The sequence below is a fragment of the Luteipulveratus flavus genome (genome assembly GCF_029439465.1).
In the GTDB taxonomy this organism is placed as follows: Bacteria; Actinomycetota; Actinomycetes; order Actinomycetales; family Dermatophilaceae; genus Luteipulveratus; species Luteipulveratus flavus.
In genome coordinates this window covers 31,029-46,518 of the sequence record NZ_JAROAV010000027.1, presented here as the reverse complement: position 1 = coordinate 46,518, position 15,490 = coordinate 31,029, and the positions used below count along the sequence as shown (strand labels likewise).

Here is a 15,490-nt window from a genome sequence, read left to right as displayed (position 1 = left end):
AAAGGGTACGGGTGGCCCGTCAAGCCGCGTCTCGCGGTGCGTAACACGAGCGAAACACACGAGTCATGGCCGGGAAACTGCCGGTGGATAAGGTCAGGGGCGACGTGATGCGTGTCGGCATCGATGGCGCGCGCACCCAACCAGGAGGTTTCATGTTCACCAGCGCTGATGAGGTCCTGAAGTTCATCAAGGACGAAGGCGTGCAGTTCATCGACATCCGGTTCTGTGACCTGCCGGGCGTGATGCAGCACTTCAACGTGCCGGCGGAGACGTTCGACGCGGACGCCTTCGAGAACGGCCAGATGTTCGACGGCTCCTCGATCCGCGGCTTCCAGGCGATCCACGAGTCGGACATGAAGCTCATCCCGGACCCGTCGACCGCGTACGTCGACCCGTTCCGCAAGAACAAGACGCTCGTCATGAACTTCTCCATCGTGGACCCGTTCACCGGCGAGCCGTACAGCCGCGACCCGCGCAACATCGCCGCGAAGGCCGAGGCGTACCTGAAGTCGACCGGCATCGCCGACACCGCGTTCTTCGGTGCCGAGGCCGAGTTCTACATCTTCGACGACGTCCGCTTCGAGACCAAGCAGAACGCCGGCTACTACTTCATCGACTCGGTCGAGGCCGCGTGGAACTCCGGGCGCGAGGAGGAGGGAGGCAACCAGGGCTACAAGACCCGCTACAAGGGCGGCTACTTCCCCGTCCCGCCGGTGGACCACTTCGCCGACCTGCGTGACGACATCGTGCTCAAGCTGGCGCAGGTCGGCCTCGAGGTCGAGCGCGCGCACCACGAGGTGGGCACCGCGGGCCAGCAGGAGATCAACTACAAGTTCAACACCCTCCAGCTCTCCGGCGACGACATCATGAAGTTCAAGTACGTCGTCAAGAACGCCGCGTTCGCAGCCGGCAAGTCGGCGACGTTCATGCCGAAGCCGCTCTTCGGCGACAACGGCTCGGGCATGCACACCCACCAGTCGCTGTGGAAGGACGGGGAGCCGCTCTTCTACGACGAGAAGGGCTACGGCGGCCTGTCCGACATCGCCCGCTGGTACATCGGCGGTCTGCTCAAGCACGCCCCGTCGCTGCTGGCGTTCACCAACCCGACGATGAACTCCTACCACCGTCTGGTGCCGGGCTACGAGGCCCCGGTCAACCTGGTGTACTCCGCCCGCAACCGTTCAGCGTGCGTGCGCATCCCGATCACGGGCTCCTCGCCGAAGGCCAAGCGGGTGGAGTTCCGCGTGCCGGACCCGTCGAGCAACCCGTTCCTGTGCTTCTCGGCCCAGCTGATGGCGGGCCTGGACGGCATCAAGAACCGCATCGAGCCGCCGGAGCCGGTGGACAAGGACCTGTACGAGCTGCCGCCCGAGGAGCACGAGAACATCGCCCAGGTCCCGGCATCGCTGCCGGCCGTGCTGGACGCGCTCGAGGCCGACCACGACTACCTCACCGAGGGCGACGTGTTCACCGAGGACCTCATCTCGACGTGGATCGACTACAAGCGGACCAACGAGGTCGACCCGATCCGCTTCCGGCCGCACCCGCACGAGTTCGAGATGTACTACGACATCTGAGGAGTGAGGCGGAGGTCGGCGGCGTCGCGACGAAGGAGCAGCCGCCGGCCGCAGCCGAGCCCCGGAAGATGGCGTCATCGGGAACGACATCTGATCGGCGCAATGCACAGTGGCCCCGCGGAGGAATCCTCGGGGCCACTGTGATTCGCTCTTTACAGATTAAGTCCGATGAAGGACATTATCTGTTGTGCACGGCGGAGAATTCCTCACCATCGAGGAAGCGGCGAAGACCCTCGGAGTGTCGACGCGTCATGCCCGACGCCTGGCCGACTCCGGCGCGCTCGGCCGCGTCGCTCGTGGGCTGATCGACCGCTCCACCGTCGACCGCTACCTTCAGTCGCAGCGTCAGGGACGCACGCGAACCTGGGCGGAGCACACCGCCTGGGCCGCGGTCGCGATGCTCGCCGGGCAGGACGCGGACTGGCTGGGAGCCACCCAGTCCTCCCGCCTGCGGCGGACCCTGCGCGAGCTCACCGAGGTCCAGGACCTGCTCACCCGGATGCGCGACCGTGCTCGGCTTCACACCTTCGACGCCCACCGCGCTGCGATCCCCCGGCTGCGGAGCATTGTCGCGACCTCGAGCACGCGATCCCTCGGCATCGCCCACACCATCGGCGACGGCATCGACGGCTACATCGACGCCGGCGAGGTGGATGCCGTGGTCCGCACCCTCGGGCTGCGCGCAAGCATGAACGGCGCGGTCACACTGCGCGTGACCGAGTTCGACGTCGACCGAGTCCGCGAGCTGGTCGGCTCACCGGTCGTCGCAGCGCTGGATGCGGCGACAAGCACAGACCCGCGTATGCGCGGTGCCGGCCGGCGAGTGCTGGCAGATGTGCTGGACGCGTACCGATGAGGGCGGATCGCCCCGAGATCCAGGTCGATCCGGCTCCCGGTGGCTGGCCGGCGCCCTGGCCGAGCGTCGCAGAGCTGGACGATGCGCTGCCGACCGGAAGCTGGACCCTCGTCGGCGGCCTGATGACCCAGCTCCACACCATGCATCACGGGCTGGGCGTCGTGCGCCCGACCAACGACGTCGACATCGTCCTGCACATCGAGACGCTGCGCGGAGTGCCGAATCAGGTCGCCGCTGCGCTGGAGACGCTCGGCTACCGACTGCAGCCGAGCATCGACCCACGCAACAACACCGCGCATCGTTTCGTGCGCGGCGCCACCACCGTCGACCTCATCGCCGGCAGGGCGGACGATCAGGTGGACGTCCTCATCGCCGACCATCCCGCGCGTCGGGTGGTCGAGAAGCTCCGTGGCCGTGAGATGATCCGCATCGAAGGCGGTACCCAGGCGCTGCGCCGAACCATCAACGCTCACATGGACATCACGCCTGGCACCACGGCGACGATCTCGGTGCCTCGTCCGTTCGGCGCCATGATCATCAAGGCCGCGGCCTACACCGCGGACTCGCGTGATCGCGATCGCCACATCTTCGACGCCGCAGCCCTCCTTGCCTGCATCGAGGACCCGTTCGCCGAGCGAGCAGGATTCACGGGCTCCGACCGCCGCCGGATTGCCACTCTCGTCGCCCACCTCGTCGCCGCCCACCCAGCGTGGCGAGTCCTGCCCGAGGAGCACCGGACCCAGGCACAGCTGACGCTGAACATCCTCGCCGGCGACACCGAGCTGCCGGCCGAGGAAGGAACGGCCGCTGACTCGGCGTGAGCCGCACAGACGTTCGCGCAGGTCAGCGTGGCGTTGTGTTCACCGAGGACCTCAGACGTCGCGCGTCGACCGCGGGAAGGTCGTCGGCGTGAAGTGCACGGCTCCGGCGGGGAGCATCCACGGCATCGCGACGAGCTCGAACACTCCTGCGCGAACGGCGGGGTCCTCGCCCTTGAGCCGCAGCGCCTCCTCGCGCTCGCACCGCAGGATCGACAACCCGCGGAAGTGGCGCGAGCCGCTCTGGTCGTCCAGCGGACCGGCCGCCAGCAGCACGCCGCGGTCGTGGAGGTCGGCGAGGTGGCTCAGGTGCGCGTCCTGCAGCCGGTCCGCCTCGAACTCGGAGAGCCGTGGCGGATCGTCGGGGGTCACCAGCAGAACCACCGTGTACCGGTCGAAGTCCATGGCGCCGATCGTAGGCTCGCCGGGTCGACCCACCTGGCAGAGTGGGCGCATGACCGTGCTCATCGATCCGCCGATCTGGCCCGGGTACGGCACGGTGTGGTCACACCTCGTGAGCGACGAGTCGCTGGACGAGCTGCACCAGATGGCCGGCCGGATCGGCCTGCCGGACCGGCTGTTCGACGAGGACCACTACGACGTCCCACAACGGTTGTACGACGACGCGGTCGCCGCGGGCGCGGTGCCGGTCGAAGGGCGTGAGCTGATCCGCCGCCTGCTCGGGAGCGGCCTGCGCCGTCCGGCCGCCGGCAGAGGTCGCGGCTGATGAGCGACTGCGTGTTCTGCCGGATCGTGTCGGGTGAGGTGGAGGCAGAGGTCGTCCGGGAGACCGACGCGACCGTCGCCTTCCTCGACGCCCGCCCGGTGCAGAAGGGCCACGTCCTCGTCGTGCCCCGCGAGCACGTCGTCACGCTGCCCGAGCTGCCCGCTGACCAGCTGCCGCCGTACTTCACCGAGGTGCAGCACGTGGCCGCCCGGCTGCCCGGCGCCCTGGATGCGCAGGGCAGCTTCGTCGCGATCAACAACGTCGTCTCCCAGAGCGTCGCGCACCTGCACTGCCACGTCGTCCCGCGCACCAAGGGCGACGGGCTGCGCGGCTTCTTCTGGCCGCGACACCGGTACGCCGACGGTGAGCAGGCCTCGTACGGCGACACCCTCCGCGCGGCTCTCGCGGACTGACTCCGCGACACCGGCGCCGGAGGTCAGTGACTTTCCAGACTGCGCCCCTACCATCGAAGGACCAGGTCACCAGGCCTGTGACGACGGTCGACGTTCGACGTCCCCGCCGCCATGCGACCCGAGAGAAGGTCATCATGGAAGGCACCGTCCAGCCCGGCAGCATCGTGGTCGGCATCGACAGCTCCAGCGCGGGCCTCGCCGCCCTCGACTGGGCCGCGGACCACGCGCGCCGGACGCGGCTCCCTCTACACCTGATCACGGCGTACAGCCCCGAGCTCGCCGAGGTCGCCTGGGGCGAGGGGTCGACGTACGACACCGTTCGTGCGGCGGGTGACCAGCTGCTGTCCCGGGCGAGGAGCCGGGTGGCGCTGCGCGACAAGACGATCCAGGTGAGCACCGCCCACCCGGAGTCCTTCCCGGCAGCGCCGCTGATCCGCGCCTCCGAGCGCGCGGAGATGGTCGTGCTGGGCTCGCACACCGACTCCATGGCGCACTTCGGCAGCCTCGGCGCGACGGCGCTGCACGTCGCCTCGCACGGCCACTGCCCGGTCGTCGTCGTCCGCACCGAGCACGCGCCCGGCACGTTCGGGCGGGTCACCGTCGGGGTCGACCGTGAGGACGACGCCTCCCTTGCCTGGGCGTTCCGGGAGGCGGAGCTGCTGGAGGCGGAGCTGCTGTGCGTGCACGCCTGGCAGCCGCGCGACGCCCGTGACCCCGGCCTGGCCGGCGACGCCAGCTGGAGCGACTACGCCCGTCGGTGCGCCGAGGTGATCGGGTCGCGGATCGAGTCCCACCAGAAGGCCCATCCGCAGGTGAAGGTCCGCACGGAGATCAGTCAGGGCAACCCGGCCCGGACTCTCGTGCACGAGTCCCACAGCAGTGACGTGCTGGTCGTCGGACCACGCGGGAGCGGGGGCTTCCCCGGCCTGACCCTCGGGCACGTCGCGCACAGCGTCCTCGCGCACGCCGGGTGCGCCGTCGCGGTGGCCCGCTGAGCCGGCCATGAGCGCGGACATCCTGATCGTCCAGCACGCGGAGAAGACTGCCGCGCCGGGCGATCCGGGACTGTCCGAACGCGGTCGCCGCCAGGCGGCGGCCGTCGCCGAGCGCCTGGTCGACGCACGGCCCTCCCTGCTGCTCTCCTCACCGCTGGCCCGCGCGCTGCAGACCGCCGAGGCCATCGGAGCAGCCGTCGGTCTCACGCCGACCGTCGTCGACGAGCTCTGCGAGCGCAGCAGCTGGCCGGGTCCGGAGGCCATGCCCGAAGAGGACTTCCTGCGCGACTGGCGCCGTACCTGCCGGGAGCGGGCCTTCCGGCCACGGATCGGCGACTCCTCGCACGCCACCGCGGCTCGGATGGCCCGCGCGCTGCGGGGCGCCGCGCGCAAGGCCCGGCACGGGCCGGCGGTACTGGTCTGCCACGGCGGTGCGACCGTGGACCTGCTGCGCGACCTGGTCGGCGACCGCCAGCTGGAGCACCGCTACCCCGGAGCCGTCGAGCACGGCCTGCCGGGCACCGCGGTCACCCACGTCGCGGTCGGGGCGACGGGCGAGACCCAGGTCGTCACGATCGGCGACCTCGGGCACCTGCCCGACGATCTGGTCACCGGTCACGTGCCCGCGTGGACCTGAGGCTCACTCGCGCAGGTCGACGGCTCCGACGGCGTCGAGCAGGAAGGCTGTCTCGAACGCTGCGTCACGCCAGGCGTCGTACCGACCGCTCTGGCCACCGTGACCGGCGACCATCTCGGTCTTGAGCAGGACCGGTCGCTCGTCCTGGTCGCTGGTGATCCGCTCCCGCAGCGCCTGCACCCACTTGGCCGGCTCGACGAAGAACACCCGGGTGTCGTTGAGGCTGGTCGTCGCCAGGATCGCCGGGTAGCGGGTCGCCTCGATGTTCTCGTACGGGCTGTAGGACTTCATGTACGCGTACACCTCGGGGTCCGCCAGCGGATTGCCCCACTCCTCCCACTCCCCCACGGTCAGCGGCAGCGACGGGTCGAGGATCGTGGTCAGCGCGTCGACGAACGGCACGGCGGCGTGGACCGCCCGGTACAGCTCGGGCGCCATGTTGACCACCGCGCCGATGAGCAGCCCGCCGGCCGAACCGCCCTCGGCGACCAGCCGGTCCGGCGCCACCCAACCCTGCTCGACCAGGGCCCGCGAGGCGGCGACGAAGTCGGTGAACGTGTTCTTCTTGTCGGTCAGCTTGCCCTCGTCCCACCAGCGGCGGCCCATCTCGCCACCGCCGCGCACATGGGCGACCGCGTACACGACGCCTCGGTCCAGCATCGACAGCCGCACCGCCGAGAAGTACGGGTCGATCGACACCTCGTAGGAGCCGTACCCGTAGACGAAGCCGGCGTTCGTCCCGTCGGGATCGAGCTCGCGGCGGCGGACGAGTGAGACCGGCACCTGCGTGCCGTCGGGCGCCTCCGCCCAGAGCCGCTCCTCGACGTAGCGGTCGGCGTCGTAGCCCGGCACCTCACGCTGCTTGAGCACCTGCGTCTCCCCCGTCGCCGGGTCGAGGTCGAGCACGGTGCGGGGGAAGAGGAAGGACTCGACCACGACCTGCACAGCCGCGGTCTCGTACGCCGGGTTGGACCCGACCGAGACCCTCGCCAGCGCGGTGGGGGTCGGCACGTCGACCGGCTCGCCGTAGCCCTGCGCGGTCTTCGGAATGACCCGGACGACCGGCAGACCCTCCCTGCGCATCGACACGGCGACGAACGACGCGAAGGCGTGCGCGGCGAGGATCCGCTCGCCGTCGGTCCCCGACAGCAGCGGGGACCACGAGTCCCGGCCCGGGTCGGTGATGGGTGCCCAGGCGAGGTCGAAGTCGACGCGAGAGGCGTTGTGCACCACCAGGACCCGGTCGCCGTCGACCTCGACCCCGTAGTCCAGACCCGTCGTACGCGGCTGCACGACCTGCAGCGGGCCGGTCGGTTCCTGCAGGTCCAGCAGGTGTGCCTCGGTCGTCGTGCGTGACTCGACGTGCACGACGAGCCAGCGCTCGTCGCGTGAGGCCTCGATCCCGAGCGAGTACAGCTCGTCGTCCTCCTGCAGGATCAGCTCGTCCTCGGCGACGTCGCCGCCGACCCGGTGCCGCCAGACCTGGAACGCGCGCCACGCCTCGTCGCGCCGGGTGTAGAAGACGTACTCACCCGAGAGGGACCAGACCAGGCCGTTGCCGGCACCGCGCACCCCGTCGTCGACGACGCTGCCGCGCTCGATGTCCCGGATCTCCAGGTCGTAGCGCTCGTCGCCGCGGACGTCGTACAGCAGCGCGAGCTGCGTGCCGTCCACGCTGACCTCCAGGTCGCCGAGCTCGTAGAACTCGCGCCCCTCGGCCTCGACGTTTGAGTCGAGCAGCACCTGCTCGCCCTGCGCCGGACGGCCCGGCTCCGGCGTCGGACGAGGGCCGTCCGCGTCGTACGGCGACCGGCAGTGGGTCTCGTACTGGGCACCCTCCTGGGTGCGGCTGTAGTACCACCAGTCGCCCAGCCGCACCGGCACCGACAGGTCGGTCTCGCGGATCCGTGAGCGCATCTCCTGGAAGATCTGCTCGCTGAGGTCGGCCAGGTGGGACGTCCGGGCCCGGGTGTAGGCGTTCTCCGCCTCGAGGTGAGCGATCACCTCCGGGTCCTCCCCGTCCCGCAGCCACTCCCACGGATCTACGAACCGGTCGCCGTGGTGCTCGCGGACGTGGTCGACGCGGCGGGCGACGGGAGGCGACGACGGAAGGTCGGAAGTGCTGCTCACCCGGCTGACGCTATGCGGTGCCGGCGCGTCAGGCGACAGCGGGCCGCTGCCGACCGGGGGCCTAGCCGTGCGGGGACAGCAGGCGGAACCACATGCCGACGTCGAGGACGCCGTCCTCGACCATGCGCAGTCGCCGCTGCGTCTCGCGCACCACCATGTACGTGCCCGTCCCGAAGACGCCGTCCATCTCCAGCGGCTCGACGTCCGGGAGGTGGTTCAGGAGCCACTGGCAGGCCTGGACGCCGTGTCCGGTGCACCCGATGGCCAGGGTGTTGCGCGTGCACAGCAGGCGCCAGTCGTCCGGGCCGAGCGCGCCCGTCGGAGCGCGGTCGTGCAGGCGCTGGAAGCTCAGGATCGCCGCGCGGGTCCGCGGACCCGCGCAGCCGTCCGCCAGCAGGGTCGGGTCCACGTCGCGCAGCATCAGCTGCGCCGTCGAGACCACGGGCCGCATCTCCGACAGATCGGTGCTGCCGGGTCCAACCATCGGCACACTGACCCGGGGAACGATGTGCACCGGTGCCTGCAGCCGGCGCAGGTCGACGCGGACACGGTCCTGGACCGGCGAGAGCGCCAGCCGCGACGCCCCGCCCGCGTCCTCGCCGTCGATCTCCTCGTCCCAGCGGAAGGCGGTCGCTCCTGCCGGTGTGACTGCTTCCTCAGCGGTCTGCCGACCGACGGCGCTGGCTCCCGCGACAACGACACTCATGGCTGCCCCTCGTGCAACGACCGAGCCGGGTGCCGCCGGGCCGCAGCTGTCGTCCCCGTCGCACGGTCTGGGGTCCGACGGAGCACCGCCGGTCGGGGTTCCGGCCGGCGGTGCTCCGGCTCAGCTGAGGCAGGCAGGCCCGAGCAGCGCCTTCAGGTCGCCGAACAGCGCCGGCGTAGCCGTCACCCGGTGCGCGTCGTCCAGCTTGACCGTGACCGACCGGCCGGGCTGGGTGAGCTTGAGGTGCACCTCCGTCACACCGGGATGCTCACCGAGGACCACCTTCAGCCGCTCGGCGACGCCGTTCGTGGCGCGTGCTAGCGGCATCGTCAGCAGCACGGGGCCGCGCGGGCCCTCCTTCAGCTCCGGCAGCGTGAGCTCCATCGCGTTGATCGCGACCTGCTCGTCGCGCCGGTTCACCCGGCCCTTCACCACGCAGATGACGTCCTGGCTGAGCATGGTCGAGACCGTCATGTACGTCGAAGGGAAGAACAGGCACTCCACCGAGCCGTCGAGGTCCTCGACGTTCGCGATCGCCCACAGGTCGCCCTTCTTGGTCCGCTTGATCTGCAGCCCGGTGATGAGGCCGGCGATCGTCACGGTCGTCCCGTCCGGCGGACCCTCGTCCCCCGACAGGCGAGCGATCGAGGTGTCGGCGTGCTGGGCGAGCACGTGCTCGATGCCGAACAGCGGGTGGTCGGAGACGTACAGGCCGAGCATCTCTCGCTCGAAGGCCAGCTTGGTCTGCTTGTCCCACTCGATCGCCGGGATCGGGGGCAGCGCTGCGAGCTGGATGCCGGGCTCGTCGCCGCCGAAGCCACCGAACAGGCTGTCCTGGCCGACCGCCTCGAACTTCTTCTCCTCGACCATCGAGTCGACGTAAGGCTCGTGGATGTGCACCAACCCCTGCCGCGGGTGCTGGAGGTCATCGAACGCCCCCGCCTTGACCAGCGACTCGATGGTCCGCTTGTTGCAGACGACCGCGGGCACCTTGCGCAGGAAGTCCTCGAAGGAGCTGAACCGTCCCTTCTCCTCGCGCGCGGCGATGACGCCCTCCACGACGTTGCCACCGACGTTGCGGACGGCGGCCATACCGAACCGGATGTCGGTGCCCACGGCGGCGAAGTCGGCGAGCGACTCGTTGACGTCCGGCGGGAGCACCTTGATGCCGAGCTTGCGGGCGTCGGCGAGGTAGATGCCCATCTTGTCCTTGGTGTCCTGCACCGAGGTGAGCAGGGCCGCGGTGTACTCGGCCGGGTAGTTGGCCTTGAGGTACGCCGTCCAGGCCGACACGAGGCCGTACCCCGCCGCGTGCGACTTGTTGAACGCGTAGCCGGCGAACGGGAGCATGACGTCCCACAGCGCCTTGATCGCACCGGCGGAGTACCCGTTCTTGGTCATCCCGGCCTCGAAGTTGGCGAACTCCTTCTCCAGGATCTCCGCCTTCTTCTTGCCCATCGCCCGGCGCAGCAGGTCTGCGCCTCCGAGGGTGTAGCCCGCGAGCTCGCGGGCGATCGCCATGATCTGCTCCTGGTAGACCAGCAGGTGGTAGGTCTCGCCCAGGATCGGGTCCAGGGCGTCCTTGAGCTCGGGATGGATCGGCGTGATCGCCTGCCGGCCGTTCTTGCGCTCGGCGTAGTTGATGTGCGCGTTGGCGCCCATCGGGCCGGGCCGGTAGAGCGCGAGCACAGCGGTGATGTCCTCGAAGCCGGTGGGCTTCATCAGTCGCAGCAGGTTGCGCATCGCGCCGCCGTCGAGCTGGAAGACCCCGAGCGTGTCGCCGCGCCCGAGCAGCTCGTACGTCGCCGGGTCGTCCAGCGGGATCGTCTCGGTGGAGACGTGCTCACCCCGGTTGCTCTCGATCAGCTTGATGGCGTGGTCGATGATGCCCAGGTTGCGCAGACCCAGGAAGTCCATCTTGACCAGGCCCATCTCCTCGCACTGCGGGTAGGAGAAGCCGGTGATGATCGTGCCGTCCTTGTCCCGGCGGTGCATCGGGATGAGGTCCAGCAGCGGGGTCGACGACAGGATGACCGCCGCGGCGTGCACGCCGGTGCCGCGGATCAGACCCTCCAGCCCGAGGCCGGTGTCGATGACCTGCTTGACCTCGGGGTCGGCGTCGTAGAGCGCCCGGATGTCCGCGCCCTCGCCGTACCGCGGGTGCTCGGCGTTGAACAGCTCCTTCAGCGGCACGCCCTTGCCCATGACGTCGCCGGGCATGGTCTTGCTGATCCGGTCGCCGACGGAGAACGGCTTGCCGAGGATGCGGCTCGCGTCCTTGACCGCCGCCTTGGCCTTGATCGTGCCGAAGGTGTTGACCTGCGCGGTGTACTCGGCGCCGTACTTCTCGGTGACGTAGCGGACCATCTGGTCCCGCTTGCGGTCGTCGAAGTCGAGGTCGACGTCGGGCGGGCTGATGCGCTCGGGGTTGAGGAACCGCTCGAACAGCAGGCCGTGCTCCAGCGGGTTCAGCTCGATGATGCGGGTGAGGTAGGCGACCAGCGACCCGGCCGCGGAGCCACGTCCGGGACCGACCGGGATGCCGTTGTCGCGGGCGTACTTGCAGATGTCGGAGACCACGAGGAAGTAGGACGAGAAGCCCATCGGCTCGATGACCGCCATCTCGGTCTCGATCCGCTCGTGGACCCCCTCGGGCACGTGGTCGCCGAAGCGCTCGGTGATGCCCTCGGCGATCCGCTCGCGCAGGAACTCCCCCTGCGACTGCCCCTCGGGGACGTCCGGGAACTGCGGCATCCGGTCGACCTGGGCGAACACCTCGTCGTACGACTCGACCATCTCGGCCACCCGCAGCGTGTTGTCGCACGCCTGCGGGAGCTCACGGAAGAGCTCGCGCATCTCCTGCGAGGACTTCAGGTAGTAGCCGGACCCGTTGAACTTGAAGCGGTGGGGGTCGTCCTTGTTCTTGCCCACGCCGACGCACAGCAGGTTGTCGTGGGTGTCGGCGTCGGCCTCGGTGACGTAGTGGCTGTCATTGGTCGCCAGCAGCGGGATGCGCAGCTCGCGGGCGATCTTGATGAGGTCGTGGCGGACGTTCCTCTCGATGTCCAGCCCGTGGTCCATCAGCTCCAGGAAGTAGTTCTCCTTGCCGAAGATGTCCTGGTACGCCGCCGCCGCCGCCAGGGCCTCGTCGAACTGGCCGAGCCGCAGCCGGGTCTGCACCTCACCGGACGGGCAGCCGGTCGTGGCGATGATGCCCTCGGCGTGCTCGGCGATGATCTCCCGGTCCATCCGCGGCTTCATGTAGTAGCCCTCGAACGAGGCTCGTGAGGAGAGCCGGAAGAGGTTGCGCAGACCGCCGGCGTTCTTGGCCCACATCGTCATGTGGGTGTAGCGGCCGCCGCCGGAGACGTCCTTGCCGCCCTCACCGTCGGCGTCGATCTCCCGCTTGCCGCCGCGCGCCCAGAACTCCTGCTTGCGGGAGTGACGGGTGCTCGGTGCGACGTACGCCTCGATGCCGATGATCGGTCGGACCGCGGTGTCCTTGGCCAGGTGGAAGAACTCGTACGCCCCGAACATGTTGCCGTGGTCCGACATCGCGATCGCCGGCATCCCGAGGCGCTCGGCCTCGGCGATCAGGGGCTTGTTCTTCGCCGCTCCGTCCAGCATGGAGTACTCGGTGTGCACATGCAGGTGCACGAAGCTGTCACTGTGCTGGGAGGGGGGCTGCTCGCTCATCGCGAGCGAGTCTACGACCGGGCTCCGACAGCGTCGGGAGGACTCGCGGCCTGTGACGGGTGCGACAGGCGGGACGGCGCACCCGTCGGCCTCAGAGCTCGCGGATCCGGTCCAGCGCGCGCTGCAGATCCGCGGGGTACTCGCTGGTGTAGGTGACCCACTCGCCGCTGCCCGGGTGCTCGAAGGACAGCTCGACGGCGTGCAGCCACTGCCGGTCCAGCCCCAGCTTCCTGGCCAGCGTCGGGTCACCGCCGTACAGCGGGTCGCCGACGCACGGGTGGTGCAGCGCCGAGAAGTGCACCCGGATCTGGTGCGTCCGCCCGGTCTCCAGGTGGATCGTCAGCAGCGACGCCGAGCGGAAGGCCTCCAGGACCTCGTAGTGCGTCACGCTGGGCCGACCCGACTTCATCACCGCGAACTTGTAGTCGTGGCCCGGGTGGCGGCCGATCGGCGCCTCGATGGTCCCGACCACCGGGTCGGGCAGGCCCTGGACGAGCGCGTGGTAGGTCTTCTCGACCGTGCGGTCCCGGAACGCCTGCTTGAGCACGGTGTACGCGCGCTCGCTCTTGGCGACCACCATCAGGCCGCTCGTGCCCACGTCGAGGCGCTGCACGATGCCCTGCCGCTCGGCGGCCCCGGAGGTCGAGATGCGGTAGCCGGCCGCTGCGAGGCCGCTCACCACGTCGGGTCCGTCCCAGCCGACGCTCGGATGGGCGGCGACCCCGAGCGGCTTGTCGACGACGACGATCTCGCTGTCGTCGTGCACGATCCGCAGGCCGGGCACGAGCGCGGGCCGCACCTCGGGTTGGCGTGGACCCGTGCGCTCCGGCATCTGCACCTCGAGCCACTGGCCGGCGTGCACCCGGTCGGACTTCCCCGCGGGTCGGTGGTCGAGACTGATGGCCCCTTCGGCCGCCAGCTCGGCCGCACGGGTACGGGAGAATCCCAGCAGCCGTGCGACCGCGGCGTCGATGCGCTCACCGTGCAGACCGTCAGGGACGGGCAGGGCCTTGATCTCACTCACCGACGCGTCGACCCCGGGCTCGTCCGACCGTGCGGCTCGGCCGTCGACGCTCCGGTCTCCGCAACGCCCTTGTCCTCGGGCGTCGCCGCCTCGGCGTCACCCTCGCTGTCCGCGACGGCGGCGGAGGACTCCGTCACCGGACCTGTCGCCCGGGCGTCGGCACGCGGCTCGTCGGCAGTCCCGACCTCCGCGGCCGATCCCTGCGGTGAGGAGGCGTCCCGATCGTCGCCGTCCGCCGTGAGCTCCTCGTCCTCGTCCTCCTCGTCAGCGGCGCGGCTGCCGTCGACGCCGATGCCGACGAAGGCGAGCACGCAGATCAGGACGGCGGCCGAGACGATGCACATGTCCGCGACGTTGAAGATCGGCCAGTTCGGCAGCTCCAGGAAGTCCACCACGTGGCCCTTGCCCCCGCCCGGCGCCCGGAAGAACCGGTCGGTGAGGTTGCCGAGCGCACCCCCGATCAGCAGACCGAGCGCGCACGCCCAGCCACGGCTGCGCAGCCGGCGCGCCACGTAGATCGTGCAGGCGATGACGCAGCAGGCCACGACCGTCAGGATCCAGGTGGCGTTCGTCGCGATCGAGAAGGCCGCACCTGGGTTGGAGGTGCGGCGCAGCTGCAGCAGATCACCGACCAGCTCGCGGGGCACGCCCACGTCGAGCGAGCTGACGGCCCAGGCCTTGCTCAGCTGGTCCAGCGCGTACGCGGACGCGGCCACGACCACCAGGAGCAGGATCTTGCCCACGGCCAGGCCACGGCGCTCGCCTGCCGGATCGACAGTCGACCCGGTGTCGGGACGGTCGGACTCACTCGGGCGCGGCTCGGGCACGCTCACCACTTCCTCGATCGTGCTGCCGGGGCCGGCCGAGCGCGCCTCGCCCGCCGCCGGCGCTGTCAGTGCCGCTCCTGCAGCTGCTTGCACGGAACGCACAGGGTGGCCCGCGGGAAGGCCTGCAACCGCAGCTTGCCGATCGGGTTGCCGCAGTTCTCACACACACCGTACGTGCCGTCGTCGATCGCCCGCAGCGCGCGCTGGGACTGCAGCAGCATGTCGCGGGAGTTCTGCGCGACCGTGAACTCGTGCTCACGCTCGAAGGTCTTGCTGCCGGCGTCGGCCTCGTCGTCGCCGGCGCCGTCCCCGCTGTCCTGCATCAGGCCGATGATCTCCAGCTCGATGTCGGAGAGCTCGGACGTCAGCCGGGCGATGTCCTCGTCGAGCTGGGTGCGGACCTCCCCCAGCTCCGCCTCGGTCCAGGGGCTCTCGTCCTCGCGCACCTTCAGGTGGGAGGGCGCTGCCGTGGTCGGCTTCGCGGCGACCCGCGACGCCGTCGTGCCGGATGATGTGCTCTTGGTCGACACGCGGACCTCACTCTTCTTCTGGGCGGTGGACGCCTTGCTGGTCTTCTTGGCCGGGGCCGCCTTGCCGGTCTTCTTCGCCGCCGACTTCTCGGCCGCCGTCTTCGCGACGCTCTTGCCGGCAGCCTTCGGAGCGGCCTTGGCGGAGGTCTTGCGGGTCGCCGCCTTCGCGGCGGGAGCCTTCGCCGAGGACTTCGGAGCCGACGGCCTGCCGGCCGCCTTCACCGGGGTCGCCTTCGTCGTGGTGGCCGCCTTCGTACCGGTCGCCGCCTTGGTCGCGACGGGCTTCTTGGCGGTGGTCGTCCTGCTGGTCGTACTCTTCGCGGCGCTCCTGGACGTGGCGGACTTCTTCGTCCCTGCTGCGGTCGTCGGGCTCGATGACGCGCCCGAGGACCCGGTGCCGCGGCGTACGGCCTTCTTCAGTGCTCTGCCGACTCGGCCGCCGAGGCCACTGGTGTCTTCGGTCGCTTCGCCCTTCTTCACAGCCATCGATTCCTCTCGGGGACGTCGCGGCCGCTCTGCCCCCCGGTGCTCAGGCGTGAGCGGATGTACCGGCA

At 70.1% G+C, this 15,490-nt stretch carries 14 protein-coding genes; 7 read left to right on the top strand and 7 right to left on the bottom strand.

What is annotated here, in order from left to right:
• Positions 1-152: 152 nt before the first annotated feature.
• From glnA to P4R38_RS08420, 3 genes are all read left to right on the top strand, one after another.
• Positions 153-1,577: a type I glutamate--ammonia ligase gene (gene glnA / locus P4R38_RS08430; protein ID WP_275239014.1), complete on the top strand. Its 1,425-nt coding sequence runs from the start codon at positions 153-155 to the stop codon at positions 1,575-1,577.
• Positions 1,578-1,764: 187 nt separating this feature from the next.
• Positions 1,765-2,433, top strand: a complete 669-nt coding sequence (locus P4R38_RS08425) for a helix-turn-helix domain-containing protein (protein ID WP_275239015.1) — start codon at positions 1,765-1,767, stop codon at positions 2,431-2,433.
• Entirely contained in the window at positions 2,430-3,254 is an 825-nt protein-coding gene (locus P4R38_RS08420) for a hypothetical protein (RefSeq protein ID WP_275239016.1), read from the top strand. Before P4R38_RS08425 ends, P4R38_RS08420 begins: the two co-directional genes overlap by 4 nt.
• A 51-nt stretch (positions 3,255-3,305) precedes the next feature.
• Here the strand turns inward: P4R38_RS08420 and P4R38_RS08415 are convergent, their stop codons facing one another.
• The gene (locus P4R38_RS08415) at positions 3,306-3,656 is read right to left on the bottom strand and encodes a YciI family protein (RefSeq protein ID WP_275239017.1); all 351 of its coding nucleotides are present in this window, start codon (positions 3,654-3,656) and stop codon (positions 3,306-3,308) included.
• Between the two features lie 49 nt (positions 3,657-3,705).
• Here P4R38_RS08415 and P4R38_RS08410 point away from each other — a divergent pair, with 49 nt between their 5' ends.
• The 4 genes from P4R38_RS08410 (at position 3,706) to P4R38_RS08395 (ending at position 6,023) form a co-directional block, all read left to right on the top strand.
• A complete protein-coding gene (locus P4R38_RS08410; RefSeq protein ID WP_275239018.1) occupies positions 3,706-3,978 on the top strand; it encodes a DUF4031 domain-containing protein in 273 nt (90 codons plus the stop codon).
• Positions 3,978-4,391, top strand: a complete 414-nt coding sequence (locus tag P4R38_RS08405) for an HIT family protein (RefSeq protein ID WP_275239019.1) — start codon at positions 3,978-3,980, stop codon at positions 4,389-4,391. The genes P4R38_RS08410 and P4R38_RS08405 overlap by 1 nt, the downstream gene beginning before the upstream one ends.
• Before the next feature lie 134 nt (positions 4,392-4,525).
• Entirely contained in the window at positions 4,526-5,386 is an 861-nt protein-coding gene (locus P4R38_RS08400; RefSeq protein ID WP_275239020.1) for a universal stress protein, read from the top strand.
• Between the two features lie 7 nt (positions 5,387-5,393).
• Positions 5,394-6,023: a histidine phosphatase family protein gene (locus tag P4R38_RS08395; protein ID WP_275239021.1), complete on the top strand. Its 630-nt coding sequence runs from the start codon at positions 5,394-5,396 to the stop codon at positions 6,021-6,023.
• Positions 6,024-6,026: 3 nt separating this feature from the next.
• On the opposite strand, the gene P4R38_RS08390 is transcribed toward P4R38_RS08395, so the two are convergent.
• The 6 genes from P4R38_RS08390 to P4R38_RS08365 all read right to left on the bottom strand — a co-directional run bounded on the left by P4R38_RS08390 (position 6,027) and on the right by P4R38_RS08365 (position 15,422).
• Positions 6,027-8,153: a S9 family peptidase gene (locus tag P4R38_RS08390; RefSeq protein ID WP_275239022.1), complete on the bottom strand. Its 2,127-nt coding sequence runs from the start codon at positions 8,151-8,153 to the stop codon at positions 6,027-6,029.
• A gap of 61 nt (positions 8,154-8,214) precedes the next feature.
• Complete coding sequence (locus tag P4R38_RS08385; RefSeq protein WP_275239023.1) at positions 8,215-8,859, bottom strand: peptidoglycan-binding domain-containing protein; 645 nt, start codon at positions 8,857-8,859, stop codon at positions 8,215-8,217.
• A 120-nt stretch (positions 8,860-8,979) separates the two neighbouring features.
• Positions 8,980-12,555, bottom strand: coding sequence for a DNA polymerase III subunit alpha (gene dnaE, locus P4R38_RS08380; protein WP_275239024.1), 3,576 nt, complete (start codon positions 12,553-12,555; stop codon positions 8,980-8,982).
• Positions 12,556-12,646: 91 nt separating this feature from the next.
• Entirely contained in the window at positions 12,647-13,579 is a 933-nt protein-coding gene (locus tag P4R38_RS08375; RefSeq protein ID WP_277191847.1) for an RluA family pseudouridine synthase, read from the bottom strand.
• Complete coding sequence (gene lspA, locus P4R38_RS08370; protein WP_275239026.1) at positions 13,576-14,499, bottom strand: signal peptidase II; 924 nt, start codon at positions 14,497-14,499, stop codon at positions 13,576-13,578. Before lspA ends, P4R38_RS08375 begins: the two co-directional genes overlap by 4 nt.
• Complete coding sequence (locus tag P4R38_RS08365; protein ID WP_275239027.1) at positions 14,472-15,422, bottom strand: TraR/DksA family transcriptional regulator; 951 nt, start codon at positions 15,420-15,422, stop codon at positions 14,472-14,474. The genes lspA and P4R38_RS08365 overlap by 28 nt, the downstream gene beginning before the upstream one ends.
• Positions 15,423-15,490: the final 68 nt, after the last annotated feature.